Genomic DNA, 24829 nt, shown 5'->3' on the forward strand with positions numbered 1-24829 from the left:
TCCGAATTAGGCGATCCATGAACGTGGGGGAGGCTGCGCTGCTGAGCTCGTCGGGTGCCCCGCGACTGAAGAATCCCGAAAGTTCGAATGCGGGGCTGGCAGTCGGTGCGGAGTATTTGCGAGGAATGTGAGCTTGGCTTCGTGGAGGACCTGGCCGCGGAGGCAGAGACACGTGACCGACTGGCTGGAGGTCTTCACCTTCCCTCACCTATTTGTAGATGCGCGGCTTGCCTAGGCGCTGCCTCCATTGGGATGTTGTTGCACCTACTCTGGTGTTGAAGTTACCTAGGGCGACGACAAACGTGCTGGAATACGAAGTGCAGTCGGTGCGGACGGGTCTTCCGTGCCGGCTGCACTTCGCGAGTGCTGCAACTCCGAACTCCTCGCGCGAGGCGATCCGGTCACAGCACGCGTATGCAGGGTCGACACTGCGGTGCGAGCGGGGGCCGAGCCGATGCTTCGGCCGGCCCCCTCCGCGCTAGTGCGAGGCGAGGTAGCTTGCGAGTTCTTTGCGATTCGTCTTCCCAGTTTTTCGGAGCGCTCCCGCAATGTGGTTCTCAACGGTCCTTCGGCTGATCCCCAGTCGGGCAGCAATCGCGGGATTGCTGAGCTGCCCAGCGAGGAGTCCGATTTCGTGTTCGCGCTGCGTCACAGTTTCGCCTGGGCTCGGGGCACGGAGTGCGGGGATCGCTCCCTCGTCGTGGGACGGTCCAAAGTACTCACGAGTGAGTTCGAGCAGTGCAGCTGAACGCGCATCGTCTCCTGCCGCTTTCGCGTGACGTGAGGCTGATCCCAATAGCCTCACGATCAAATCCTGGTCGTCCCCGACGTGCACCGTGCGACTCCACTCGGCGAGAGGACCCAAATCCGTGGACTTGAGAAGCGAACTCAGCTCTGTCGCATTGCGAAACACTGGAAGGTCTACTCTGTGGGCAGCGCGTGCAAGTGCTCCGGCCGTGCGCGGTCCCCAACTGATGGTGAGTGCGCTGAGGCCAGTCTGAATCGCCCCAACAATATAGCCCTTGTCGAGCCGCGCATCCACAGCCTGAGACATGTCACGGTCGAACTTTTCTGAGTCCGCCCCAGAATCAACGATCGCGTTGGGGAAGTCCAGGCCCATACCCAGCAGCGGGCCGACAATGGGCGCAACCGTCGCAGCTTCGAGGAGCATGTCTTCTCGATTCTGCTCCCGTCCCGCGAAATGCGCGTCCATTGCCCCCATGACGAACATCGCGCTGTACACCGATCCAAACGCGAGATGTGGTCGCCCGATCACTGTGGTTTCAAGGATCAGACGACGTGTGAGCTCGACATTGCCGAGGTGCTGGGACGCGAGTGCTGCGACGTAGGAGAGCGCCGTAAACGAGGTTCGATCGAAGCGCTGAGTCGCTTGCTCCCGGTATCGAAGTGCAAGCTCAATTGACTTGGAGACTGCCCCGTTGAGATACGCCAGAGCTGCTTCGATGAACTCCCGCTGCCATGCGAACTGGGGGAATAGATCGCCGGAGCGCAGCTCCTCTTCTGCAGTTGAGATATCACCGGAGAGCACCGCGAGCAGTAGTCGGGTGAGGTGAATCGTCCCAGAGGGGGGCGTTTGCTGCTCGGGATAGCCCGACGGCATCGCCTCACCACGGAAGACAAGTAGGGCCGGAAGTAGCGCCTGTGCCGGAACTAGAGCATGGGGAGTGGCGCGCTCGACTTCGGCGAGACGGTTTCTCGCCTGCTCAGGATCGTTCATTTCGAATACGAGCCACTGAATGTACTGAAAGAGTAATCGAAAGTCGCTCTCCACGGGGTCGAGGATGAGCGTCGGCGTCTCAAGAAAGACGCGCCGCACGGTTTGCCGTTCCTCATCGTTACCAAGCGCGATCAGGAGATATCTCAGTGCGTTCTCGGGTGTTGCGGCGATTCCCCAGGCCCGACGTGCCTGCTCGGTTTCCCGAGTATCATGCTCCGCAAAGCTTCGTGCAAGCTGCGTGAGTTCCGTCCCGGCTCCCGCTATGGATGCGCCTGGATACTGCTCGTCGAGCTGGCTTGGCCGTACTGCGGGGCGAGTGCTCTCGGGGGAGTGGCTCTCCATTTGGAAACGGGTGCCAACAATTGGAGGCCAAGCCTGCAAGCGATTCGAGGTGGCAGCTCCTACCGGCGAAACGAATCCATGCTGGATCCCTTCACGCACTCGTGTGCGTCCGAACCGTTCGTGCATTTGGTCTGAATCTGTTGGACCTGTCTCCGCGAGCCAGGTCACCATCTCAGCCATTGAGTCGCTCAATTCCGCGAGCATGCTGTCTATCAAGATCGTGATGCTCGGACTCCAGAGCGATGCGGCGCGTGCTCGCCAGACCCCATGGACCTGCTCGAGGAGTCCTTCCGAGCGCGCACTGTCAGCAAGCGCAGTGAGTAGTCCGGCGATTCCGCCTGATTTGCCGTAAAAACGGGCCGTCAGATGTGGATCGATCGCGCCGCCGAGTACTTCATGCAGTAACGCCCCTGTCGTGGGGAGATCCAGATCGGGAACGCGTACCAGCGACTCCGGCCAGACCGCAGGCAAGTCCTCCTCGCAAGTGCGGCCTGCGACGGCGGATACCACGAGACGCAGCTTGAGCCTTTGCCGCACCGCTGCGATCACATGCAGGGAAAATGTGTCGAGGAGATGGGGATCATCAACTGTCAGGACCCAATTCGGGCCGAGAGCACCTGCGAGCGCTTCGACTGCAGAAAACGTGTCACGGGACTTGAGGCTAAACCCAAGGTCCGCGCGTATCTGCTCCAAGCCGTAGCCCGGGGTCGCTTGCGCTGCGAGGTCACCCCGGACTCCGGTCACTGGAACCGCCACAGATTCAAGCAATGAGGTAACCGTGCCGAGAAGGGTGCTTCTACCGCTGAGTCGCCTGCCTACGAATCGAACGCTTGAGCCACGCTGAATCAGCTCGAAGGCCTTCTGGCTCTCGGCCTCAAATACGAACATCCCAGCTCCTAACCTGGCGGGTGCAACGCACATCGTCGGTGCTAGCCAGAGGTGATCCGTATGGCGATCCTCTATGTAGCTGGCTAGCTCCAGGTAGAAATCGCCGTGTACGGGGAAAATCTGGTTGCCCGAAGTGGGATGACCCCAGCGGTCTGCCTGTGTCTGAGATTGTAGAACACCTCGACTCACTCAGAGGGCGCTTCGTGAGCTGGGTGGGGGTGTTCTGCTGCACCTGCACGAATGGCTTGCATCCACTCCGAAAAGTGGGCCAGGCCGGTCATCGCGCGTCTTGTCGGGCCTGGGTCTGTTGCGGAACCGAGCGTGTGGTCCCGGGGCCCGGAAGAAAAGCAGCGGCGCTAAGGTCCACACTAGGCAAAACCGTCCAAGAGCGCTAACATCGCTTTTGGGCGATGAAGGAGTAGTGCGGCGATGACGCACTCCGAGCAAGGAGCAGTGGAATTGGGATTCGGACATAACCATGATCACGCGGCCCCGACCGCGGTACCAGCCGGGCAGGGTTCCGGGCAGAGCACAGTGCAAACGGCGACTGGGGCGCACCGCCGCCGACTCGGCATTGTGCTCGCAATCTACGCGACAATCATCGTCGCGCAGGGCGTGGGTGCCGCTGTGACAAACAGTCTCGCGCTGATGGCCGAGGCCCTGCACATGGCTGTCGATGCGAGCGGGATTCTGATCGCGCTCATCGCCACATTCCTCGCCACCCGCCGGGCCAACACGAAACGCAGCTACGGCATGATGCGCGCCGAGATCGTTGCGGTACTCATCAACTGCTTACTGCTCTTCGGACTGGGCGGCTACATCCTCTTCGAGGCCGTCGAGCGTTGGTTCAATCCGTCCGATGTAGCGGGCGGTGGCGTGATCATTTTTGCCATCGTCGGACTGATCGGTGCGGGTACCTCACTCGCGCTGCTGAGCCGCGGTGCGAAGGAAAGCCTCAACGTGAAGGCCGCCTTCCTTGAGGTCATGAGTGACGGGATTGGCGCGGCGGCTATCATCATCTCCGGCATCCTGAACCTCGCCTTTGGGTGGAACCAGGGGGACGCGATCGCGGCAGCCGCGATCGGCGTCATCATCCTTCCGCGCGCCTTCATGCTGCTGAAGCAAGCGATCAACCTGATCATGCAGGGTGTGCCTGCCGGGATTGAGTTGACCGAGGTGCAGCGTGAAATCGAAGACACCCCGGGGGTACAGGACCTGCACAGCCTGCACGTTTGGGGTCTGACGAGCGGCGTGACGGTCCTCTCTGCGCATGTGGTGCCGGATCCCGCTGTCTCTGAAGCGGGGGAGGACGGGCGCACGCTCGACGCACTGACAACGAGCATGCGCGAGAAATTCGGGATCGAACACTGCACGTTCCAATTCGAGTCGCCCGAGCACCTTGCTCATGAGGGTGCTATGCACCGTGACCTGGCTGGGCTGACGTCGGCACCATCGGTGAGCGGCGGGATGCACGTGGGCCATAGTCACTAGTGCGAACGGGGCGGCACGGTCTGTGTCGCCCCGTTGTGAGGGTGCGTGCAGCGTAGTATCGGAATATGACGATGAACGCGGAGTCGGACGCTCGACCGGAGCGTGAACGCTCGGAACAGGTGTCCGCGCTCACTCCTGCGGCGCACCTCTTTCAGAGTTTCAGTGATCCCTCTCGGCTCGTGATCCTGCAGCACCTGCAGCTTGGCGAACACCGCGTCGTAGATCTGACCCAGCACCTGGGGCTCTCTCAGAGCACGGTGTCGAAACATCTGGCTTCGCTCAAAGACGCGGGTCTCGTGAGTTCGCGTCCCGAGGGCCGAGCCTCCGTATACTCACTGCGGCACACGGAGCAGCTGCTTGGCCTGTTCGCCGCGGCTGAACGGCTGCTCGAACTCACGGGCGACATCGTGCAGTTGTGCCCCGTACACGGCACGGCGGTTGTCTCGAGTGCCGACCAAGACTAGGGCCATGTGCGAACTGCCCCGCGCCGTGCGGGCACCCGCCGCACCACTACACTGTGCTGGTGACGTTCGCGCTCTGGATCTCTCTGCTCACCGCAACTGTTGTCATTAGCCTGACCCCGGGCGCCGGGGCGATCAATACCATGGCGAACTCGCTCACGGTCGGGTGGCGGCGCTCGTTCTGGGGTGTCGTGGGCCAGCAGCTCGCGCTCCTTGTGCACATCCTGATCGTTGCCGCCGGTGTTGGTGTGCTGGTTGCGCAGACCCCACTGCTGTTCAACGCGATCCGCTGGTTGGGGGCGGCGTATCTTGTGTACCTGGGCGTGCGGATGATCCTGAGCAGGCCTACTCCCGAGCAAGAGGCCCAAGACACCACCGAGACGGGGGTGTGGGAGTTGCTGCGGCGGGGGTTCTGGGTCAACCTGTTGAACCCGAAAGCTATCGTCTTCTTCCTCGCGTTCCTGCCGCAGTTCATCCGGCCCGCAGAGCCGTTGCTGCCGCAGTATCTGGTCCTTATCGCGACGGTGATGGGTGTGGACATTGTCGTGATGTGGGGGTTCTTCGCCACGGCGGCGAAACCGTTCCGGCGCTTTGCGGCGACGGTCCGCGGGCAGCGGACGCTGAACACAATCTTTGGAGTCCTATTCATCGCGGTGGCGGGGCTACTCTTGTTGCTCCACTGACGATCGAGTTCGTCTGGCGGCAGCACTCTTGTGCGCTCCGAAGAGCGTGACTGCGCCGAGCGCTCCGAGGATGATGACCAAGGCGATTGTCGATGCCGGGGACTCCGCACCCGTCCGGGCAAGCGGCGCAGTAGCGCCCGCGCGAGGGGAGACGATCGCATTCTCAGCGCCTGGGCGAGGTCCAGGCGGGGTACCCGGGGGTGCTGGTGGGTGAGTCGGCGGGGTGATCGTGGGAATCACCCTGGCCGGGGTGGCAAAGGTGGCGACCCCGGAGGCGGGATCGAGCAGCGCGTTTCCCTCGCGGACAGTTGCTTCTGCCGAGAACTGTTTGCCACGGACAGTGTCCGTGGCAAAGCTGGGCACCGTGAGCGCGAGCGACTGGGGGTGCTCACCGGCAGGAACCTCGAGGGTGAGGATCTGCGGAGCGTAGTGGGTGCCCTCAGTGGCGGTGCCAGGTGCCGTGGCGACCTCGATCGTGGCGGGAACTTCCCCGGCCGAGAGCACCGTCACTGGGAACACTGCGGCCTCTCCCGCGCGGACCTTTCCGGCGTCCCCCACTGCCACACGGGGGAGCTGAAGCTCGACCGCGCCAATGTCGGCGGTGACGCCCGGGCCGCGGGGGAGGCCGCGCTGATCTTGGGTGAGTGGCGACGGCACGGCAGCGTTCAGAAGCGGTGAGCTGCTGGCGGGCATCCGGACACGCTGTGCTGCGGAATCGTGTGTGCCGAGCGGCCCCAATCGCATGTCTGACTCAGGAAGCACCATGCCCTCGATGCCTTCCGGCAGCTGCGTCGTCGCGGCGTTTCCGGTCCCGGTCACCGTGGACGGTCCCCAGCTGGTCGCCACCGGGGCCACACCGTCAGGCGCGATGAGGGCCGAGTTCGTGATCTCACCGGGCCCATCGAACTTGAGGATACCTTCTACGGTGACATGGTTCATTGCGACAGAGGCGTTCCCGATCGCCAGGACGGGCTCGCTGGGCACGCCGACAAACGTTGCGTTTTCGAAGACATAACTCCATGATTCATCTGGCCCGTCAACCCACGATTGCATGCGACCCTGGATCGTGGAGTTCGTGACTTCGGCTACGACGGACCCGGGCAGTGCCGGTGTAACAGCCTGACCTCGCAGATGGAATGGAACAAGCGCTTCGACATCGAGCTCGGAGGCCGTGAGGATTGCCCCGCCGGCATGTTCTGTGGAGTCCGCTGTGACGTTCGCGACGAGGAAGTTTCCGTCGCCGGCAAATCTGAGTCGGGTGAGCTCGATTCCGGACCCCGAACCCCAAACGACTTCGGCGACGCTTATCCCGGTGTTGGTGACGTTGGCGAATGACGAATCACGCACGGCAATGGAATGCCGGTATGGGGTGTCGGGGCCACCGCCGTTGAGATCAAGCACTCGGTCGACGTTGTCAGCCGTGACTCGGGTAAGGGTCAGTGGGACGGCGAGGTCGCTGGTGTGAATGGCCGCTGCTGATCGAGTGATGCGCACATCGGTCCAAAGCAGCTCCGCCGCCGCATCGCCCCAACCGGTGTTCAAGTACAGAGGCTGATGGGCCGGGCCGCCATCGAAACTCACGCGTTCGAGACTGAGCGACCCCGCATCCTGCGTGAACGTCTCCCAGCTCGTGCTGTCGTCCCCCTCACGTTGGATCCCGGAGCTGTCGGGACCCGCGCCGGTGATCGTAAGATTCCCCGAGATAGGAACGGGGGCGCTGAGTTGGGCGGTCATGCCCGCGGGGATCACGATCGTCTCATCTGCCGGTGTCTCATTTGCGGCCTCGATGAGCGCGCGGAGTGATCCGACACCGCTGTCTGCTGAGTTGGTGACCACCCACGCGGAGCCGTGCGCCGGGGCGCTGAGCAACGGAGTCGCCAGGAGCGCCGCGGCGCATCCCACGAGGGTGACCAGGGTTTGTCTCATCGGCAGAGCCTCCGTTGATGGGTCCCCGCCGCCAGGTTGCGTGCGGGCGTTGACACCGTCTCGGGTGCGGAAAAGATGCCGCGTTAATAATGAACGCGTGGGAGATAAATCCGGGAAATCTGAGCGCCAAGAACGGTGAGGTTGAGTGGAGGTGGATCGGTGGTGAGTGCGGTTCGGTGTGGCTCCCCGTGCCCAGCGAACCCTCCCCGGTCCCCGGTCCGGAGACAAAAGAATCCCCGGCCCGTCGACGCAACGACAGACCGGGGATTCGTGCAGTAGGCCCCGCCGGGCTCGAACCGGCGACCCGCGGATTAAAAGTCCGATGCTCTACCAACTGAGCTAGAGGCCCCTACCTCTCTAATCTATCGTGTTTTCCCGGGTGCTCGGTGCACACACCCACCGCGCGCCCGGCGTAGACTCGCTGCGTCTGGCGCACCGCGCGCTACACACCTCACACACGCAGGATATTCGACAGCCAGGAGATCAGTGACCCGAGAGTACATGCGCCCCGTACTACAGCCCGCGACCCAGTTCGACTGGGTGATCGGCGCTGATGAAGCGGGGACCGCGCACCGCGTTGCCCAGGAGACCTCCTGGGCGCTGCTGGACCGGGTGCGTGGTGGTGCGGACCCCGAAGTCGTGGAGCGTGTCGTGCGGCTCGCCTCGGGTGATGGCCTGCACGATGTCGCGGAGCTGTGGGCCTCGCAGTCGGCGCACGCCCTCGCCGGGGTGCTTTGGCGGTTGTATCTGCTCCGGCGCGTCGTCGACGCGGACCCGGAGGGTGCGGCTGAGCAGTTTCGCCGCGGTGCAGCTGCCGCTGCGGCCACGATCGATCCCGTGGTTGCGGGTGCCGCGGACCCGGTGTCGCCAGAGGCCATTGGGGAATTGTGTGACACGATCCTGCGTGGCGTGTTCACGGGAGATCTCGGAGCGGCGTTGGATCGGGCCGCGAGCTACTGTCGGGTGATGGCGCTGGGAGCTGCCGACCTCGCGGACACCCGAGACGACCTTGACGACGTGCACGCCGCACAGCTCACGACGCGGGCGCTGCGCTACTCCACATTTGCGCACGAACTGCAGGGCGGGGCGCGCCGCTGGCGTGACGGTACGCTCGCGTGAAACGACTCGGGATCGCCTGTTTCGCGTGCCGCGCCCGGCTTGAACACACCGTGACCGCGAAAAGCGACTGAGGTACACTGGAGCTGCCGGGCCGCAGTAACCCCGGGCTCCAATTTTCGCCGCTTCGAGCGGCCTTCCGCCGAGAGGCGTTTCTGCGGCTCGGTATTTTTTCTGCCTGCGGAGCGGTACTGGGCTACCCGAAGCGCCCGGAGACGTAGTCTTCCGTCGCTTGGATCGACGGCGTCGAGAAGATCGTCGAGGTGTCGTCGTACTCGATGAGCTTGCCCGGCTTGCCGGTGCCAGCGATGTTGAAAAACGCGGTGCGATCCGAGACGCGCGATGCCTGCTGCATGTTGTGCGTCACGATCACGATCGTGTACTCGCGCTTGAGCTGGTCGATGAGGTCCTCGATGGCGAGCGTCGAGATTGGATCGAGGGCAGAGCAAGGCTCGTCCATGAGGAGCACCTCAGGGGAGACCGCGATGGCGCGGGCAATGCACAGGCGCTGCTGCTGGCCGCCAGAGAGGCCCGAACCGGGCTTGTCGAGGCGATCCTTGACCTCGTTCCAGAGGTTTGCGCCGGAGAGTGACTTCTCGACGAGATCGTCAGCGTCGCTCCTGGACATCTTGCGGTTATTGAGCTGCACGCCCGCGAGCACGTTTTCCCGGATCGACATCGTGGGGAACGGGTTGGGGCGCTGGAACACCATGCCCACCTGGCGACGCACGAGCACCGGGTCAACGCCCGCGCCGTACAGGTCTTCGCCGTCGAGCAGTACTTCGCCTTCGACGCGCGCACCGGGGATTGCCTCGTGCATGCGGTTCAGCGTCCGGAGGAAGGTGGACTTGCCGCAGCCCGACGGGCCGATGAAGGCGGTGACGCTGCGGGGCTCGATGTTCATCGTGACCCCCTCAACGGCGAGGAACTTCGAGTAGTAGACGTTGAGGTCGGAAACCTCGATGCGCTTCGACATACGGTGTGCTTTCCTTTGGCTGCGGGTCTGGGCGGCGCGTTAGCGGCCGAACTTGGGGGAGAACCACTTCGCGATAAGGCGGGCGAAGAGGTTGAGCGCCATGACGATGAGGATCAGGAGCAGCGCCGCGGCCCAGGCGCGCTCAAGGAACGCGAAGGCAGGGTTGCCCTGGTTGGCGAACTGCGTATACACGTACACGGGGAGGGACTGCATCCGGTCGGAGAACAGGTTGTAGTTCATCGACGCGGTGAATCCGGCAGTGATCAGCAGCGGCGCGGTTTCGCCGATCACGCGGGCGATCGAGAGCATGATGCCGGTGGTGATGCCCGCGATCGAGGTGGGGAGCACGATCTTTAAGATTGTGCGCCACTTCGGTACGCCGAGTGCATATGACGCTTCCCGGAGCTCATTCGGCACCAGGCGTAGCATTTCTTCGCTTGAGCGGACCACAACCGGGATCATGAGGACCGAGAGCGCGACGGCACCCACAATGCCCATGCGGACCCCGGGCCCGAAGAAGACCGCGAACAGCGCGAAGGCGAACAGACCGGCCACGATTGAGGGGATGCCGGTCATGACATCCACAAGGAAGGTGATGAGCTTCGCGAGCCGCCCGCGCCCGTACTCGACGAGGTAGATGGAAGTCATCAGGCCGAGCGGCACGGAGATCACCGTCGCGGCGAGCGTGATCATCAGAGTGCCGACCATCGCGTGCAGCGCGCCGCCGCCCTCACCGGTGACGTTGCGCATCGAAGAGCTGAAGAACTCCATGTCGAAGCGGGCGATGCCGTTGCTGACGACGGTGATGCCGACGGAGATGAGCGGCACCATCGCGAGGAGGAAAGCGCCGGTGACAAGCGCGGTGATGCAGCGGTCGATGGCCTGACGGCGGCCCTCGACAAAGCCGGAGAGCAGCGAGATGACAAGCACGTAGGCGATTGCGCCGACGAGGATCGCGCCTACGAGAGAGAACTCGCTCCCGTTTGCCGCGGCGAGCAGGGCAAACAGCGCGAAGGCGCCCACGAGGCTCGCCCCGAGTGTGATCCACGGGGTGCTGCGCGACAGCCGGTTGCCGGCGAGGGCGGATCCGGCGTGGACGGGACGGACGGTGAGTGCCACGGGTGTGCTCCTAGGTGCGTCAGTCTGCAGCATTAGTTGGCCGCCGAGAACTCAGCGCGGCGGCTAATGATCCACCGGGCGAGGGCGTTCACCAGGAAGGTGACGACAAAGAGGATGAGGCCTGTCGCGATCAGCACGTTGATGTTCTCCCCGTAGGCCTCGGGGAACGCGAGCGCGATATTTGCGGCGATCGTGGAGGGGTTCTCGGAGGTCAGAAGACGGAAGCTCACGACGCCGGTTGCCGAGAGTACCATCGCGACGGCCATGGTCTCGCCAAGGGCGCGGCCGAGGCCGAGCATTGCGGCGGAGATGATGCCCGGGCGACCGAATGGCAGCACCGCGAGCCGAATCATCTCCCAGCGGGTCGCGCCGAGCGCGAGGGCTGCCTCCTTGTGCAACACGGGGGCCTGCAGGAAGATCTCGCGGCAGATCGCGGTCATGATCGGGAGGATCATCACCGCGAGCACCAGCGCAGCAGTCAGGATCGTGCGACCGGTGCCGGTGACAACGCCGCCGAAGAGCGGGATCCACCCGAGGTGTTCGTTCAACCACGCGTAGATGGGCTGAGCGGCCGGAGCGAGCACGCCGATGCCCCAGAGACCGAATACGACGCTGGGCACTGCTGCGAGAAGATCCACGATGTAGCCCAGCAGCTGTGCAAGCTGGCGGGGCGCGTAGTGCGAAATGAACAGGGCGATACCGATTGCGAGCGGAAGCGCGAGGGCGAGGGCGAGGGCGGCAGCCCACACCGTGCCGAAGACGAGGGGGCCGACGTAGGCCCAGAAGTTGCTGCTGAGCAGCGATGCGCTGTCCTCAGTCGCCACGAAGGCGGGGAGGCTGCGCACGATCAGGAAGATCGCGACGGCGGCGAGTGTCACGAGGATCATGCTGCCGGCGAAAACCGCGGACCGCGAGAAGACGCGATCTCCGCGGCTCAGGACCGGCTTGGAAGGTGCAGAGGCGACAGACACTCAGGCTCCTGGTTCGTGGCGGGTAATTGTGGGCGCTGGCCGTGCGGTGGGTGCTGCGTTGGCCGCACCCACCGCAGCGGGACTAGCTAATGGCGTCGATCGCGGGCTGGACCTTCGCGCGGAGCTCCGCGGAGATCGGAGCGGAGCCTGCGGCGTCCGCGGCGATCTTCTGGCCGTCTTCGCTCACAATGTAGCTGAAGTACTCCTTGACGATCTCAGCGTTTGCCGGATCGGCGTACTCTTCGCAGCCGACGAGGTAGCTCACGAGCACGATCGGGTAGACGCCGTCGGCGCTGGAGGTGCGGTCGAGCTTGATCGCGAGATCGTGGTCGGTGCGTCCCTCTTCGAGGGGCGACGCGTCAACGATCGCTGCTGCGGCCTCGGGGGAGTACGCGACGTACTCGTCTCCGACCTTGATCTCGACGGTGCCGAGCTCGCCCGCACGCGAGGCGTCGGCGTAACCGATGGTGCCAACGCCGTTGCTGACGGCCTCGACCACGCCGGAGGTGCCCTGGGCACCCTCGCCACCGAACTCGGTCGGCCAGGACTCGATCGAACCGACGGTCCAGTCGCTCGGCGCTGCTGCGGCGAGGTAGTCCGTGAAGTTGCCGGTCGTGCCCGACTCATCGGAGCGGTGCACCGCGGTGATGTTCAGGTCGGGCAGCGTTGTGCCCGAGTTCTGGGCCGCAATTGCCGGGTCGTTCCACTTGGTGATCGAGCCCGAGAAGATCTTTGCGACGGTGGGGGCGTCAAGCTTCAGCGAATCGACACCGTCGACGTTGAAGATGAGCGCGATCGGGGAGATGTAGGCGGGGAACTCGACGATCCCGGTGTCCGCGGCGCAGCTCGCAAAGGGACCAGCGGTGATCTCTTCGGCCTTGAACGCGCGGTCCGAACCGGCGAAGGAACTCGCGCCCTCCTGGAAGGTTTCGCGGCCCGCACCCGAGCCGGTCGGGTCGTAGTTCACGGTGACGTCGGCGTTTGCGGTCTGGAAGCCTGCAACCCAAGCTTCCTGGGCCGAGCCCTGCGAGGAAGCGCCGGCGCCCACAAGCTCGCCCGAGAGCGAGGAAGAACTGCCGCTCTCTGCCGGTGCGGTGCTGCCCGACTCGTTTGCGGCGCAAGAGGTCAGCGTGAGCGCGGCGAGTCCGCCGATGGCCGCGACCTTGGTCAGTGCTGAGAGCTTCACGTGGGGTGGTCCAATCTGAGAGTGGAGGTGAGGTGGCCGTTCCTGGCCACACCACCACGCTAGGTGGACTGAGTGAAGCGCGGTCTGCCAGCGGGTGAACAGCGGGTGAACGAGAGGCGTCGGTGAGCCTGCGGCTTGGCGCGTGGCGGCACCTGCTCGTCACCCTGGGTTCAGCTGATCGTGCGTGCGGGAGACTCACGAGCCGGGCGGAGATTCACGAGAACCTCGGAGATTTTGCTTCGGATCCGGCACCTGGGCCGAGAATCTCCGGGGGAGTGAGTCTATGGCTGCCCGCCCTAGCTCCGGATGAGCTTGAGCGGGTAGCTTTCCACAGCGAGGATCCCGGCACCGGGGCGGGTGCGGGAGAAATGGAACACGCAAAACCCCGCGGGTGGAAGCCCCGCGGCCGCCGTGAGGTAGTCGCCGGGGAGGCTGCCAGTCGCGAGTACGAGTTCCCGGGCAAGGTCCGGCAGCACAGGCCGGTGGCTGCACACGATCGTGTTTTTCCCCCGCGTGATGATCTTGCCCATCAGGCGCCGGGTGGCCGTGAGGTCACCGGCATCCCAGAAGTCTTGGCTGAGCGCCTCAGACTCTCGCACACGCTTCCCGAGGTGATCTGCGAGGGGAGCCACTGTGTCCAGGCAACGCCGCGCCGTCGAGGAGTGAATCCGCCGTGGGCCAAACGCTTCGAGGATCGGGACGAGGGTCTGGGCCTGCCGAACCCCGTCGGCGGTGAGCTCGCGGAGGTGATCCTCGGGGGTATCTGTGCCGCGAGGCTCGGCCTTCGCGTGCCGCAGCAGAGTGACGGAAAAGGTATCGAGGAGCTCGTGTTGGGCAAGCCTGAGAAACACGTCGTACAGCTCGCGGTCGGCCTTATAGGTGAGGCGGCGGCGTGCCTCTTCGACGGGCACCCACTCCAGCGCCTGCACCTCATTGTTCGGGGTGAACGTGGAGGCGAGTGCAGCCGCACCGGTCACCTCGGCCGCCCAGTACTGCACGGTTTTCTCACGCCCGCCGGTGAGCGCGTAATGAATCGTGCCGAGCATCACGCCGAGGGATACCTGGAGCCCAGTCTCTTCGGCAGTTTCGCGCACGGCTGCCTGCGGCATACTCTCACCAGGATCGAGTTTGCCCTTGGGGAAAGACACATCGCGTTGCTTAGTGCGGTGGATCAGCAGCACGTGCAACTTTTCGCCGACCGGGGACGGGACTCGCCGCCAGCACACCGTGCCGGCGGCGAGGAGTTCGTTACTCACCGAGGACGCCGTGCCCTCGCCTGAGTCCGGTCCGTCATCACGAGGTCCTGGAGATCGGGGAGCAGCTCGCCCTCTTCACTGATGACCCGGCGCTGCCAGGTCCCGTCGGGCAGCATCCGCCACGATGACACATCGTCGCGGAAGGCGTACTCGAAGAAGCGGTCCACGCGGGCGAGATGCTCGCGGTCCGTGAGGCGCACAAGCACCTCGATGCGGCGATCGAGGTTGCGGTGCATGAGGTCGGCGCTGCCGATGAAGACATCGCGCTCCCCGCCGTTTGCGAACGCGTAGATACGGGAGTGCTCGAGGTAGCGCCCCAGCACGGAACGTACCTGGATGTTTTCGGATAGACCGGGCACGCCCGCGCGGATCGAGCAGATCCCGCGCACCCACACCTCAATGGGAACGCCAGCCTGGCTGGCGCGGTAGAGCGCGTCGATGATGGCTTCGTCGACCATCGAGTTGGCCTTCAGCTTGATCCCGCTGGGCTTGCCGGCTCGGGCCGCGTCGGCTTCGCGCTCAATCCGCTCGAGCAGCCCGCTCCGCAGCTGGAGCGGGGCCACGAGGAGACGGTCATAGTCGGTCTCGATTGCGTATCCGGACAACACGTTGAAGAGCTTCGTGACGTCGCGGCTGACCTCGGGGGACGAGGTGAACAGTCCGAAATCTTCATAGATTCGACTTGTTTTCGGATTGTAGTTGCCGGTTCCGATGTGGCAGTAGTGGGCGAGCCGCCCACCCTCCTCACGGATCACCTGCACGAGCTTGCAGTGGGTTTTGAGGCCCACGAGCCCGTAGACCACGTGCACGCCCGCCTGCTCAAGCTTGCGCGCCCAGGTGATATTCGCCTCTTCGTCGAATCGTGCCTTCACCTCGACGAGCGCCAGCACCTGCTTGCCCGCCTCGGCCGCCTTGATGAGGGCGGCGACGATGGGGCTGTCGCCCGAGGTGCGGTACAGCGTCTGCTTGATGGCCAGCACATCGGGGTCGGTGGCGGCCTGCTCAAGGAATGCCTGCACGCTCGTCGAGAACGACTCGTACGGGTGGTGCACCAGAACCTCGCGCTGCGCGATGGCCGCGAAGGTGTCCGGTGCCTCACTCGGACTATTCGTGCGGAACTGCGGGTGAGTAACCGGAATGTGCGGTTTGAACTTCAGGTCGGGGCGCGGGATTCGTGCGAACGCAAACAGGCCACTCAGATCGAGTGGCGCGGGCAGCGTGTAGACCTGCTCCTCGTCGATATCGAACTCGCGCACCAGGAGCTCAAGCGTCGCGGGATCCATATCGTCCGAGATCTCGAGGCGGATGGGCGGGCCGAAGCGGCGACGCAGCAACTCCTTTTCGAGGGCCTGAATCAGGTTCTCAGTCTCGTCCTCTTCGATCTCCATGTCCTCGTTGCGCGTCACCCGGAACACGTGGTGGTCCATGACCTCCATGCCGGGGAACAGGCCGTCGAGCTGGTTCGCGATGAGAGCTTCGAGCGGAATAAACCGGATGTGGTCCTCGTCCTCACGCCGATCTACGCGGACGTAGCGCGGGATCATCTGCGGCACCTTCAGGCGCGCAAATTCGATCTTCTCAGTGCGGGGATTGCGGACCCGGATCGAAAGGTTCAGGGCACGGCCGGAGATGTAGGGGAAGGGGTGCGCCGGATCGACCGCGAGCGGCATGAGTACCGGGTACACGCGCTGCTCGTAGTACTCCGTCAGCACCTCGCGGTCCGCGGCGTCGAGCTCTTCCCAGCCCACGATCTTGATGCCGGCCTCGCCGAGAGCGGGCTGCACCTGCTCCTGGAAACAGCGGGCGTGACGCAGTTGCAGCTCGTAGGCCGTGCGGTTGATGTCGGCGAGCACGTCGGTCGGTGCGCGGCCCACGTTTGTGGGGAGCGCGAGGCCAGTGACGATGCGGCGCTTCAGGCCCGCCACGCGGACCATAAAGAACTCGTCAAGGTTCGAAGCGAAGATCGCGAGGAAGTTCGACCGCTCGAGGAGCGGGACCGTCGGATCCTCCGCCAATTCGAGCACGCGCTGGTTGAACGCGAGCCAACTGAGCTCGCGGTCGATGTACCGATCCTCGGGAAGGGGTGCGAGGGCGGTGGCGGTGGCGGTGGCGGGCGTTTCTTCGCTCATGCGTTCATTCTTGCATCTGCGCTGTCCGCGGCACGCCTGGCCCACTGACGGCTGCGTGAATCAATGGTGAACCCCGCGGTTTCGTACAGTCGCACCGCGCGTTCGTTGTCACCATCGACATAGAGCGTCACAGAGCGTGGAGCGTGCTCAGCCAAGCGCGCGAGCGCCGCGTTCAAGAGGACGCGGCCGAGGCCCCGTCCGGCGTGGGCAGGATCCACGCCGACAGCGTACAGCTCCGTGTCGATGGTTTCCGCAGCCTGGTCTCGGACGGTTTTGATCCAGGCGGAGCCGAGGATGCTACCGTCTGCATCGCGGAGCATGAGGAGGTCTTGTGGGTCGAACCACGGTTCGTCGCGGATCAGCGCGAAGTCTGACTCGGTGATTCGCCCTTGCTCGGGGTGTGTGGCGAACGCGGCGGCGTTCACGCGCACCCAGTCGGCGGCGTCTCGTGCCGGTTCGAAGGAGGAGAGCGCCAGAGCCGGATCGGCGGCATGGAACTCGGGGGAAGGCTGCGGGAGCAGCGCCGGATCGAGCGCCATCCGGTACAGGGAACGCACGGGGACGAAGCGGGCGTGTGAGAGTATCGCCTCGGCTGCGGGGTTGTCACCGTGGGCCCACGCGAGCAACTGGACCGGGCTGGCGGCGCCCTCGGGGGCGGCTTCGTCGGCGCGGGAGGTGAGCGCGGTGAGGGCGGCGGATCCGACACCGCGGCCGCGCTCGTCTGGCCGGACGACGAGGTCAAGCTCGCCTTCGCCGACGATGCCTGCGGCCACGATGCGCTCAGCAACGGGGGACTCCGCGAAGAGGACGAGTTCACGCTGGCCCTGCGCTACCGCGAGGAGTGCCTGGTCGGAAACGGGGTCTCGGCCGTCTGCCGCGGCCGCATCGGCGATGAGCGCGCGTGCCGCGGTGAGCGCGGCATCGGGGGCGCCTGTGAGTTGGTGCAGGGTGATCATGCGATTGACTCCTCACTGTCGTCGGTCGAGCGGGCGCGGGCGAAGCCGTAACCGACGCCGCGCACGGTACTGATGAGCGCCTCATGGTCGCCGAGCTTGGCGCGCAGGCGTCGCACGTGGACGTCGACGGTCCGGGTCCCGCCGAAGTAATCGGTGCCCCATACCTCGCTGAGAAGCTGATCCCGAGTGAACACACGAGCCGGGTTTGCCGCGAGAAAATGCAGCAGTTCGAACTCTTTGTAGGTGAGATCGAGGGGGCGGCCGAAGAGCCGCGCGGTGAAGTTTGACTCGTCGATCACCACACCGGCGGAGTGCACGGCTGCGGGTGGCGCGGGGGAAACGGGCTGTTCCAACAGCCGCAGCCGCACCTCGATCTCTGCGGGGCTCGCCGTGGGGAGGATGAACTCGGCAATGCCCCATTCAGGAGTAAGCGCGGTGAGCGCGAGTTCTGGCAGGATCACGACGCGCGGGGTGTCGGATCCGCCGCTGAGATTCAGGCACGCGGCGCGGGCCCGGCGTGCATCCAGCGTGCCATCAATCAGGAGCGCGTCGAAGCGGGCGACAAGCGTGGTGGTCACCGGGAGTGACAACGGTGATGTTCGGATTTCATGCGGCAGAAGGTCGAGCCCAGGCAAAGATTCGGCTGGGTCCCTGTCTGTGAGGCAGAGCAGCTCCATCGCCGTGCTCCCTTCCTCGTTCCGTAGCGCAGAATACCAGTGTAGGGCGTGGACTCCGTGCGAGCCGAGCGGGAGGTGTGCCCTGATCAGGCCGCGTATGGGAGGATGGCCCCGTGACCGACGAGAAGCCCGAAACCGCCCCAGAGATGCCTGACGTGCACTCCTGGCACGTCCCGCGTCTCATCATTGCGTGGGCAGTTGCCGCGGTGATCGGGGTACTGGTGACGCTCTTCGTGCCGTCCGAGGAGCGTTTCTCCTGGCTTGCGTTTGCGGTCGGGGCGAGCACGCTTGTGACGTTTGGCCTGCAGCTCGGAACCGCACAGCGGGTCGGGTTTATTACCCGCGTGGCGTTTAGTGTCGCGGGCTCGGTCCTGGTGATCGCGGTCATCGACATCGCATGGACACTCTTCGGCTAGACTGGTGCCATGCTGCTTGCACTGGAACTTTTCTTCATCGGCCTCCTGGGCCTCGCGTCCCTGGCGATCGCTTGGGTCTCCGGCACCGTGATTTACAAGCTCTTCAAGGGCCAGCGGTAACCACGAGCTGGTTTTGTCCGTGGCTGCGGTGGTGTGATGACTGCGTTCGGTAGTCTTCCCGGGGCCGTGCTGGTTCCCGAATTTGGTGTGCCCGCTCATTATGGTGAGCCGCTCGCTGAACAGCGCGCCCTCGATGCGGGGGCCGCGATTGTCGATCTCTCGCATCGCGGCGTGGTGATCGTCGAGGGCGAGGACCGGCTGAGTTGGCTGCACTCGATGACAAGCCAGCGACTCACGGGGCTCCGGCCCGGAGAGAGCACTGAGACCCTGCTGCTCGACCCGAACGGCCGCATCGAACGCGCGATCCGCCTCGTCGACGACGGCGAACGTGCGTGGCTGCTTGTCGATGAAGGCTCTGCTGAGCCACTCGCGGCGTATCTCACCCGCATGCGGTTTGCGCTGCGAGTTGCGGTCCGCGATGCATCGGACGAGTACGCAGCCGTGCTCGCGTTTGCCGGGCCAGCGGCCGAGTTGCTCCGCGGATCTGATCCTGTTGCGGAATGGCGCGACCCGTGGGCGGGCGTGCTGCCCGGGGGGATCCAGTACCAACGCGGTGCCGAGCACGCAGGGGCTGAGTGGTCCGCCTCCCAGTTTGTGTTTCCGCGGCCCGCGCTTGCGGGCCTGGCTGAGCGCATTCGCTTGGGTGAGGTCCGCGCCGCCGGCACGCTCGCGCTCGACGCGTTGGAGGTGCGGGCGTGGCGCCCCACCCAGCACGCCGATGTCGATGATCGTTCGATCCCGCACGAGTTCGACTGGCTCCGCACCTCAGTGCATCTGACAAAGGGGTGCTACCGAGGGCAGGAGACTGTCGCGAAAGTGCACAACCTGGGGCACCCGCCTCGGCGCCTCGCGCTGCTCCACCTTGACGGCTCGGGCGGTTCGTTGCCCGTGCCGGGGGCGCTCGTGCACCTCGCCGGCGGCGCACAGGATCCCGCGGCCCGCCCGGTCGGCCGGGTCACTCGGTCCGCCCTGCACCACGAGTGGGGGGCGATTGCCCTTGTGTTGCTGAAGCGCTCGGTTCCCGAAGATGCGGAGCTTGAGGTGCGTGGCGGGGAGACGGGCGACGATCCGCACGCGGAGGTCACCGAGGTCCTCGCCGCGACGCAAGAGGTCATTGTGCCCGCGGATGCCGGAGCGGCGCGGGACGTGCCGCGCCTCAAGCGACTCTAACTGCGGCGCGTGGGGTGCTGTCGGCTGCCCAGCTTGAAGACTCAGCGCGCTAACGGGAGCTCTGCGGCCGCGAGGCGTGCCCCGATCATTCGTGAGGCGATGCTCCGCGGTGCCACGAGTTCCTGGGGCAGATTGTCGCCGATACTCCCTTCGGCACCGAGCCCTAGGGTCACGGCCTGGAACACGCCAAGTGCCAGCTGAGGCGCGAAATCAAGGGCGCTGTGCCCGTGCCTTCGGATCGGGATCAGATGAGGCTCCGGCACAAGCTCGGCGATTCGGGTGCTCTCGCTGCGCGGTGTTCGGAGGTCCCGGTCGCCGGAGAGCAGCACGGTGGGCCAGGTGAAACGGTCGAGCTGAGCGGACAACGGCACGCTTGGCGGCGTAAACGGTGAGAAGTCCGCCGCACTGTCCGCAAACTGGCCTGATTGAGTGAGCTGTGTGTGTGAGTCTTCCCGGCCATAGCCAAGCTCGCGGAACGCGATTTCGCCGACGAGGTCGAACTCCATCCGAAACGGCACAACCCGCGAAATCTCCCCGCGTCCCAGTGCCGCCGCCCAGCGGGTGAAGTTGCGCCCGCGGCCCGCTTCGCGGAGCGATAGGTACCGCGCAACGGCGGCGGGACCCACGAACTCATGCAGCAGTTGCAGCACAAAACCCAGGCCATCAACTCCGCCAGGATCCTGCGCCGTGACGTGCCGGACGCGCGTGGCGAGCGGTGCTGTTTCCGTCACGGCTCCCTCCCAGTAGTGTTCGTGCAGCGCGCGTTCGGCCGATACTCCGGAGTCCTCGTCGAGCATCGCTGAGTCGAGCACCATTGCCGACACCCGGTCGGGGTGACGCACCCCGAAGCGTTGCGCCACGTAGCTTCCGTACGACGATCCGGCGATCACTGCGCGGGAGACTCCTTCAGCGTCGAGCACCGCCGCCGCGTCGTCGACGGCCGCCGCGATCCGCATTGCGGAGCGGGGAAGATCGGTGCCGTCCGCGCGGGTCCGGGAGAGGCCCACGCCACGGTGCTCCACCATGATGAGGTCGAGACCCAAGCGGCTCGCCCGCCGCCGCAAGCCTGCGTAGGGTACGACCGACCCGAGTCCGGGGCCGCCGGGAAACACGAGGACCGGTGTCTGCGACGTGGGGCCGGTGCGCGTGTAGGCGAGACTGAAAAGGCCACCGTCGGGGAGTGCCCGGTGCACGGTGCGGACCTGGTGGGCCCGCCGCAGGCGTTCGGCCTGCTGGGGTCTGCTGGATGCGTCGGGAAGCTCGCCTGGCATGGTGCTCCTGTGTGAATCGGCCGCGACCTCGACGGGTGCGCGGGGATGATTCCCCCACGAGCGGTAGGCTACCAGCATGACGAACACGCTGATCTTGCTTCGCCACGGACAGAGCGAGTGGAACCAGAAAAACCTCTTCACAGGCTGGGTGGATGTGCGCCTCACCGAGCAGGGCCGCGGCGAGGCCGCGCGCGCGGGCGAGCAGCTCGCTGCTGCCGGGCTGCAGCCGGATGTGCTCCATACTTCGCTGTTGAGCCGTGCAATTCAGACGGCCAATCTCGCGCTCGATACCGCGGATCGCCTGTGGATCCCGGTGACCCGCTCGTGGCGTTTGAACGAACGTCACTACGGCGCGCTGCAGGGCCTGGACAAGGCTGAGACGCTCGCGAAGTACGGCGAGGAACAGTTCATGGAGTGGCGACGCTCGTTCGACACACCGCCGCCCGCGTTGGATGACGCGAGCGAGTGGTCCCAGGCGAACGACCCCCGCTACGACGGCATCGATGGCAACCGCCCGCAGACCGAGTGCCTCAAAGACGTGATTGACCGCCTGGTGCCGTATTGGGAGCAGTCGATCTTGCCTGATCTCAACTCGGGTAAGACTGTGCTCGTTACCGCGCACGGCAACTCGCTGCGCGCGCTCGTGAAGCACCTCGATGGGATCTCTGATGCGGACATCGCCGGAGTGAATATCCCCACGGGCATGCCGCTCGTGTACCAGATCAACGAGGACGGCACCCCCTCGGCACCTGGGGAGTACCTCGATCCTGAGGCTGCCGCGACCGCCGCCGCTGCAGTGGCAGCTCAGGGTAAGCACTAGCCCAGAGTCGCTATGGGTACACCTGTGGCCCCGCGGTGAACGTCACCACCGCGGGGCCACAGGTGTTTCTTGGCTCAGCGTTCCCAGGTCGGGTGAGCAAAGCTCCTGGATAGCGAACTCCTGGCGCGCGCATGGTGGCGCGGCTCAAACACTCGAGCGGACCGGAGCGCAGCGTGTGTGCGTCCGTGTCCGCTCGAACGGGAGTCGACGGGGGACGAGGGTTAGTCGTCGTCCTTCTCGTCGGCGTTGTACTTCTCTGCGTACTCGCCCCAGGGGTCTTCGCTCGAATGCTTCTCGGATTCAGATGCGAGCTCTCGCTCAAGCGCCGAGTAGTTCGTATCGGGGCTGAAATACTTCAGCTCCCGTGCGACCTTGGTGTGCTTTGCCTTCTGACGGCCGCGCCCCATGCGTGACCCCCTTACACAGTCGGGCCTCACGCAATATGCGCCGCGAGGCAGGTACCAATTTATAGACGTATGGTGCAGATTCTAGCATGACCGGCATGCGCGCTGGTCCGCCCGTTACGATGAGAGCATGACTCGTTCACCTCGACGCCCGCTCAGGATCGTGCTCTTTGTGCTGCTCGGGATCGCGGTGCTGGTGCTCGGAGGTGTAGTAGCGGTGCTGCTCCCGATCCTGACGCATCAGAGCGCCGGAGGCTCCGGCCAGGAGATCCCGGCAGGGACCGTGTCGCAAGTTTCAGCCACCGGTGAGGATGGCCGTACGCGGACCTTGAGTGTGGAAACCCCTGATGGGAAGCCAGCTGGCCTCAGCGCCGTCGCGCCCGGCGATACGCTGGTAGTGACGGGGGAAGGCTTTAATGCAGGGATCGGCATATACCTAGCCATTTGCGGGATCCCGGCGTCGGCAGACGAGAAACCTGGGCCCTGTTTGGGCGGTGTGCCCGAGGGGGCGGAAGCCGGGGACGCCGGGGCGCAAGCCGGATTGTCGAGTGCGTGGATCACAGACGCCTGGGCGTGGCGCGCGTTCGCGACCCAGGGCTATGCGGATGCTGAGCGCGGCACCTTCACCGCCACACTGACCGTGCCCGACCCCGTCGTGGACGGTTTCGACTGCCGCGAGAACCGCTGCGCACTTGCGACGCGCGCGGACCACACCGCGGGCAAGGATCGGGTGCAGGACATGCTGCTTCCGGTCGCGTTCGCTGAGTAGCTTCCCGTTCACAGAAGCCGAGACTCAATGACGAGGGTGCGTGTGTTGCGCGGGCGTGGCGATGAGTTGCAGTCGATCCGGGCAGGCGATCGCTGGGGGTTGGCGGCGATCTGGATCTCGGTGTTCGCCATTCTTGTGTTCTTCCCCGGCGCGTTCTCGCGTTGGGACATGCCAAAGATTTGTGTGTTTCTCATCGCGGTGGTGCTTGCCTGCGTTGCGTGGCCCGCGGGACGAGTGTCCCGAATTGTTGCGTCGCTGTGCCTCGCCGGAGCTGTGGTCTTGGGGGTTGCGGCGCTCCTTTCGGCGCAACCGCTCACGGCGCTCGGGGGTCGCTGGCCGCGCTCTGAGGGGCTCGTGCTCCTGCCAGTTGTCGCTGCAGCGATTTGGGCGGGCGCGCGGCTCCTCGGTCCAGCCGCGGGGCAGGTCCGGCATGGTGCCTGGACACGAAGTGTCTCGCTGGGGTCGTTGGTGCTCGGCTGTGTGAGTGTGCTTGAAGCGGTGGGTCTCCGTCCGATCGCGTCGGACCTTTCGCGCCCGGGTGCGCTGCTCGGGAACGCGACCGATCAGGGCCTCGTGGGGGCGGCGTTCGTGGCTGTGGTGCTGCCGGTAGTCGTGGACCGGATCGCGCGTGGTCGGGCACTGCGGACGTGGCTGTTCCCCGGCAGTGCGCTCCTCGCCGGGGTCGTGACGGTGGCCTGCTCTGGTTCGCGGGCGGGAATGCTCGCGCTCGGGGTGGGAGTGGTTGTTACCTGGTTGGGGTGGGCCGGTCCGCGGTGGCGGGGCTCGCGTTCGGAGCGTCTGCGAGGATTGTGGGCGGGGCTTGCGGTGCTGGGCATCGCCGGCGTTACTGTACTGACGACCCCGCTTGCCCGAGATCGGCTCCTGGGCGTGAGTAATCTGGCTGCCCAAACGGTGGCGGATCGCGGCTTGATCTGGCGCGAGACCCTTCAGCTGATCTTGGATGCGCCCTGGTGGGGTGTCGGACCCGCCGGGTACGCGGACGCGATCGCGGTGCGTCACGGACCCGAGTGGTTTGCGACGGTGACGCCCGGAACGGTACTCGAATCCCCGCACAACTGGGCTCTGCAAGCCGCAGTCAGCGGGGGAATCGTGTTGCTACTCATCGCGGTGCTCCTTGTGGGGGCACTGGGAAGCTCCGCTGTCCAGGCGCTGCGCTGCGCTGGTGCCGTGTCCGGTCTGAAGAATCCCTCTTCGGCAGTTGACGAGTGGTCGCTCCGCGTTGCCGGGGCCGCCGGTGGTCTCAGTGCGCTCTGCATCGGGTGGCTGACACACTTTCCGGTGCCCGCGACGGCCCTGCTCGCTGGTCTCTTGGCCGGCGTTGTGTGTGCGCAGGGTACTCGGGGGGCCGAGGGGCCGCGCTGGAGGCGCACCCGGCTCGGACTCGTCTCGGCCTGGTGCGTTGCGCTCGCGTTCGTGACGGCAGCCGAGTATCCGCTTGCCGGTGGTGTGGGAGCTACCTCGGCGGAATCTGCGGATCGCGCATTTGTGGCCGCAGCGGCGCTGCGCCCGTGGGATGCTGAGCTTCCTTCAATTGCGGCGCAAACCTTCGCGGCGCACGCGAACGGTGGCGCACACGGTGCCGGAGAGCTCGGGGTGCGGTGGGCGGATCGCGCGCTGGCCTTGGACCCGGCGGGCCGGCCCGCGCGCGAGGCGCGGGCGGTCTCGCTCCGGGCGGTGGGGGATCTGATTCGTGCGCAGGAGGAGTTCGCGGCGCTTGTGCGGGATCAGCCACACGATCCCAGGATGATGATGCAACTGGGGGTCACCACCCTCCTTGTGGGGGAGGTCGCCGAAGGGCGGCGACTGCTTGAGCGTGCCGTGGAGTTGGCGCCCGAGGACACGACAGTGCGTGACGCCGCAGATTGGGCGGCAGCCGTCGCGGAGTAGCGGGTGCCGGGCCGGAATTCAACGGAGCATTCCTTT

Annotated in this window: 21 protein-coding genes and 1 tRNA gene; 9 read left to right on the plus strand and 13 right to left on the minus strand. The window is 65.3% G+C overall.

From position 1 onward, the window contains the following. Positions 1–478: 478 nt before the first annotated feature. A complete protein-coding gene (locus tag FM113_RS16290) occupies positions 479–2968 on the minus strand; it encodes a LuxR C-terminal-related transcriptional regulator (RefSeq protein ID WP_176387272.1) in 2490 nt (829 codons plus the stop codon). Between the two features lie 429 nt (positions 2969–3397). Here FM113_RS16290 and FM113_RS16295 point away from each other — a divergent pair, with 429 nt between their 5' ends. From FM113_RS16295 to FM113_RS16305, 3 genes are all read left to right on the plus strand, one after another. Beyond that, positions 3398–4459 carry a cation diffusion facilitator family transporter gene (locus tag FM113_RS16295; RefSeq protein WP_087015891.1) on the plus strand — a complete coding sequence of 354 codons (1062 nt, stop codon included), beginning with the start codon at positions 3398–3400 and terminating at the stop codon, positions 4457–4459. 65 nt (positions 4460–4524) lie between these two features. After that, a complete protein-coding gene (locus tag FM113_RS16300) occupies positions 4525–4923 on the plus strand; it encodes a metalloregulator ArsR/SmtB family transcription factor (RefSeq protein ID WP_087015892.1) in 399 nt (132 codons plus the stop codon). Positions 4924–4982: 59 nt separating this feature from the next. Then, positions 4983–5603: a LysE family transporter gene (locus FM113_RS16305; RefSeq protein ID WP_087015893.1), complete on the plus strand. Its 621-nt coding sequence runs from the start codon at positions 4983–4985 to the stop codon at positions 5601–5603. On the opposite strand, the gene FM113_RS16310 is transcribed toward FM113_RS16305, so the two are convergent. Together FM113_RS16310 and FM113_RS16315 are read right to left on the minus strand one after the other, a co-directional pair. Next, positions 5583–7529, minus strand: a complete 1947-nt coding sequence (locus FM113_RS16310) for a choice-of-anchor Q domain-containing protein (RefSeq protein ID WP_087015894.1) — start codon at positions 7527–7529, stop codon at positions 5583–5585. The genes FM113_RS16305 and FM113_RS16310 overlap by 21 nt on opposite strands. 276 nt (positions 7530–7805) lie before the next feature. After that, a tRNA-Lys gene (locus FM113_RS16315) sits at positions 7806–7878 on the minus strand. A 137-nt stretch (positions 7879–8015) separates the two neighbouring features. Between FM113_RS16315 and FM113_RS16320 the strand changes: the two genes are divergently transcribed. Next, positions 8016–8648 carry a hypothetical protein gene (locus FM113_RS16320; RefSeq protein WP_254909058.1) on the plus strand — a complete coding sequence of 211 codons (633 nt, stop codon included), beginning with the start codon at positions 8016–8018 and terminating at the stop codon, positions 8646–8648. 193 nt (positions 8649–8841) lie between these two features. On the opposite strand, the gene pstB is transcribed toward FM113_RS16320, so the two are convergent. The 8 genes from pstB to FM113_RS16360 all read right to left on the minus strand — a co-directional run bounded on the left by pstB (position 8842) and on the right by FM113_RS16360 (position 17915). After that, positions 8842–9621 (minus strand): phosphate ABC transporter ATP-binding protein PstB, encoded by a 780-nt coding sequence (pstB, locus tag FM113_RS16325; RefSeq protein ID WP_087015895.1) that lies wholly within the window; start codon positions 9619–9621, stop codon positions 8842–8844. A gap of 39 nt (positions 9622–9660) precedes the next feature. Continuing rightward, positions 9661–10773 carry a phosphate ABC transporter permease PstA gene (pstA, locus tag FM113_RS16330; RefSeq protein ID WP_087015896.1) on the minus strand — a complete coding sequence of 371 codons (1113 nt, stop codon included), beginning with the start codon at positions 10771–10773 and terminating at the stop codon, positions 9661–9663. Further along, positions 10773–11711, minus strand: coding sequence for a phosphate ABC transporter permease subunit PstC (pstC, locus tag FM113_RS16335; RefSeq protein WP_087015897.1), 939 nt, complete (start codon positions 11709–11711; stop codon positions 10773–10775). The genes pstA and pstC overlap by 1 nt, the downstream gene beginning before the upstream one ends. A gap of 82 nt (positions 11712–11793) precedes the next feature. Continuing rightward, positions 11794–12897 (minus strand): phosphate ABC transporter substrate-binding protein PstS, encoded by a 1104-nt coding sequence (pstS, locus tag FM113_RS16340; protein ID WP_087015898.1) that lies wholly within the window; start codon positions 12895–12897, stop codon positions 11794–11796. A gap of 296 nt (positions 12898–13193) precedes the next feature. Continuing rightward, on the minus strand, positions 13194–14153 hold the full coding sequence (locus FM113_RS16345) for an NUDIX domain-containing protein (protein ID WP_087015899.1): 960 nt from the start codon (positions 14151–14153) through the stop codon (positions 13194–13196). Beyond that, positions 14150–16282, minus strand: coding sequence for an RNA degradosome polyphosphate kinase (locus tag FM113_RS16350; protein ID WP_087015900.1), 2133 nt, complete (start codon positions 16280–16282; stop codon positions 14150–14152). The genes FM113_RS16345 and FM113_RS16350 overlap by 4 nt, the downstream gene beginning before the upstream one ends. Beyond that, entirely contained in the window at positions 16279–17238 is a 960-nt protein-coding gene (gene mshD, locus FM113_RS16355; RefSeq protein WP_087015901.1) for a mycothiol synthase, read from the minus strand. Before mshD ends, FM113_RS16350 begins: the two co-directional genes overlap by 4 nt. After that, positions 17235–17915 carry a winged-helix domain-containing protein gene (locus FM113_RS16360; protein WP_087015902.1) on the minus strand — a complete coding sequence of 227 codons (681 nt, stop codon included), beginning with the start codon at positions 17913–17915 and terminating at the stop codon, positions 17235–17237. The genes mshD and FM113_RS16360 overlap by 4 nt, the downstream gene beginning before the upstream one ends. Before the next feature lie 113 nt (positions 17916–18028). Between FM113_RS16360 and FM113_RS16365 the strand changes: the two genes are divergently transcribed. Together FM113_RS16365 and FM113_RS16370 are read left to right on the plus strand one after the other, a co-directional pair. Next, the gene (locus FM113_RS16365) at positions 18029–18331 is read left to right on the plus strand and encodes a hypothetical protein (RefSeq protein ID WP_254909059.1); all 303 of its coding nucleotides are present in this window, start codon (positions 18029–18031) and stop codon (positions 18329–18331) included. 156 nt (positions 18332–18487) lie between these two features. Then, positions 18488–19621: a folate-binding protein YgfZ gene (locus FM113_RS16370; protein WP_087015903.1), complete on the plus strand. Its 1134-nt coding sequence runs from the start codon at positions 18488–18490 to the stop codon at positions 19619–19621. A gap of 41 nt (positions 19622–19662) precedes the next feature. Here FM113_RS16370 and FM113_RS16375 read toward each other — a convergent pair whose 3' ends face one another. Then, the gene (locus FM113_RS16375; RefSeq protein ID WP_176387273.1) at positions 19663–20892 is read right to left on the minus strand and encodes an alpha/beta fold hydrolase; all 1230 of its coding nucleotides are present in this window, start codon (positions 20890–20892) and stop codon (positions 19663–19665) included. Positions 20893–20968: 76 nt separating this feature from the next. Here FM113_RS16375 and FM113_RS16380 point away from each other — a divergent pair, with 76 nt between their 5' ends. Then, a complete protein-coding gene (locus FM113_RS16380) occupies positions 20969–21712 on the plus strand; it encodes a phosphoglyceromutase (RefSeq protein ID WP_087015905.1) in 744 nt (247 codons plus the stop codon). 221 nt (positions 21713–21933) lie between these two features. Here FM113_RS16380 and FM113_RS16385 read toward each other — a convergent pair whose 3' ends face one another. Further along, complete coding sequence (locus FM113_RS16385; protein ID WP_087015906.1) at positions 21934–22119, minus strand: DUF3073 domain-containing protein; 186 nt, start codon at positions 22117–22119, stop codon at positions 21934–21936. 127 nt (positions 22120–22246) lie between these two features. Between FM113_RS16385 and FM113_RS16390 the strand changes: the two genes are divergently transcribed. Beyond that, positions 22247–22885 (plus strand): hypothetical protein, encoded by a 639-nt coding sequence (locus tag FM113_RS16390; protein WP_087015907.1) that lies wholly within the window; start codon positions 22247–22249, stop codon positions 22883–22885. Between the two features lie 27 nt (positions 22886–22912). Beyond that, positions 22913–24793 carry an O-antigen ligase family protein gene (locus FM113_RS16395; RefSeq protein WP_087015908.1) on the plus strand — a complete coding sequence of 627 codons (1881 nt, stop codon included), beginning with the start codon at positions 22913–22915 and terminating at the stop codon, positions 24791–24793. Positions 24794–24829 lie beyond the last annotated feature (36 nt).

The organism is Leucobacter sp. 7(1) (assembly GCF_900163635.1).
Classification (GTDB): Bacteria; Actinomycetota; Actinomycetes; order Actinomycetales; family Microbacteriaceae; genus Leucobacter.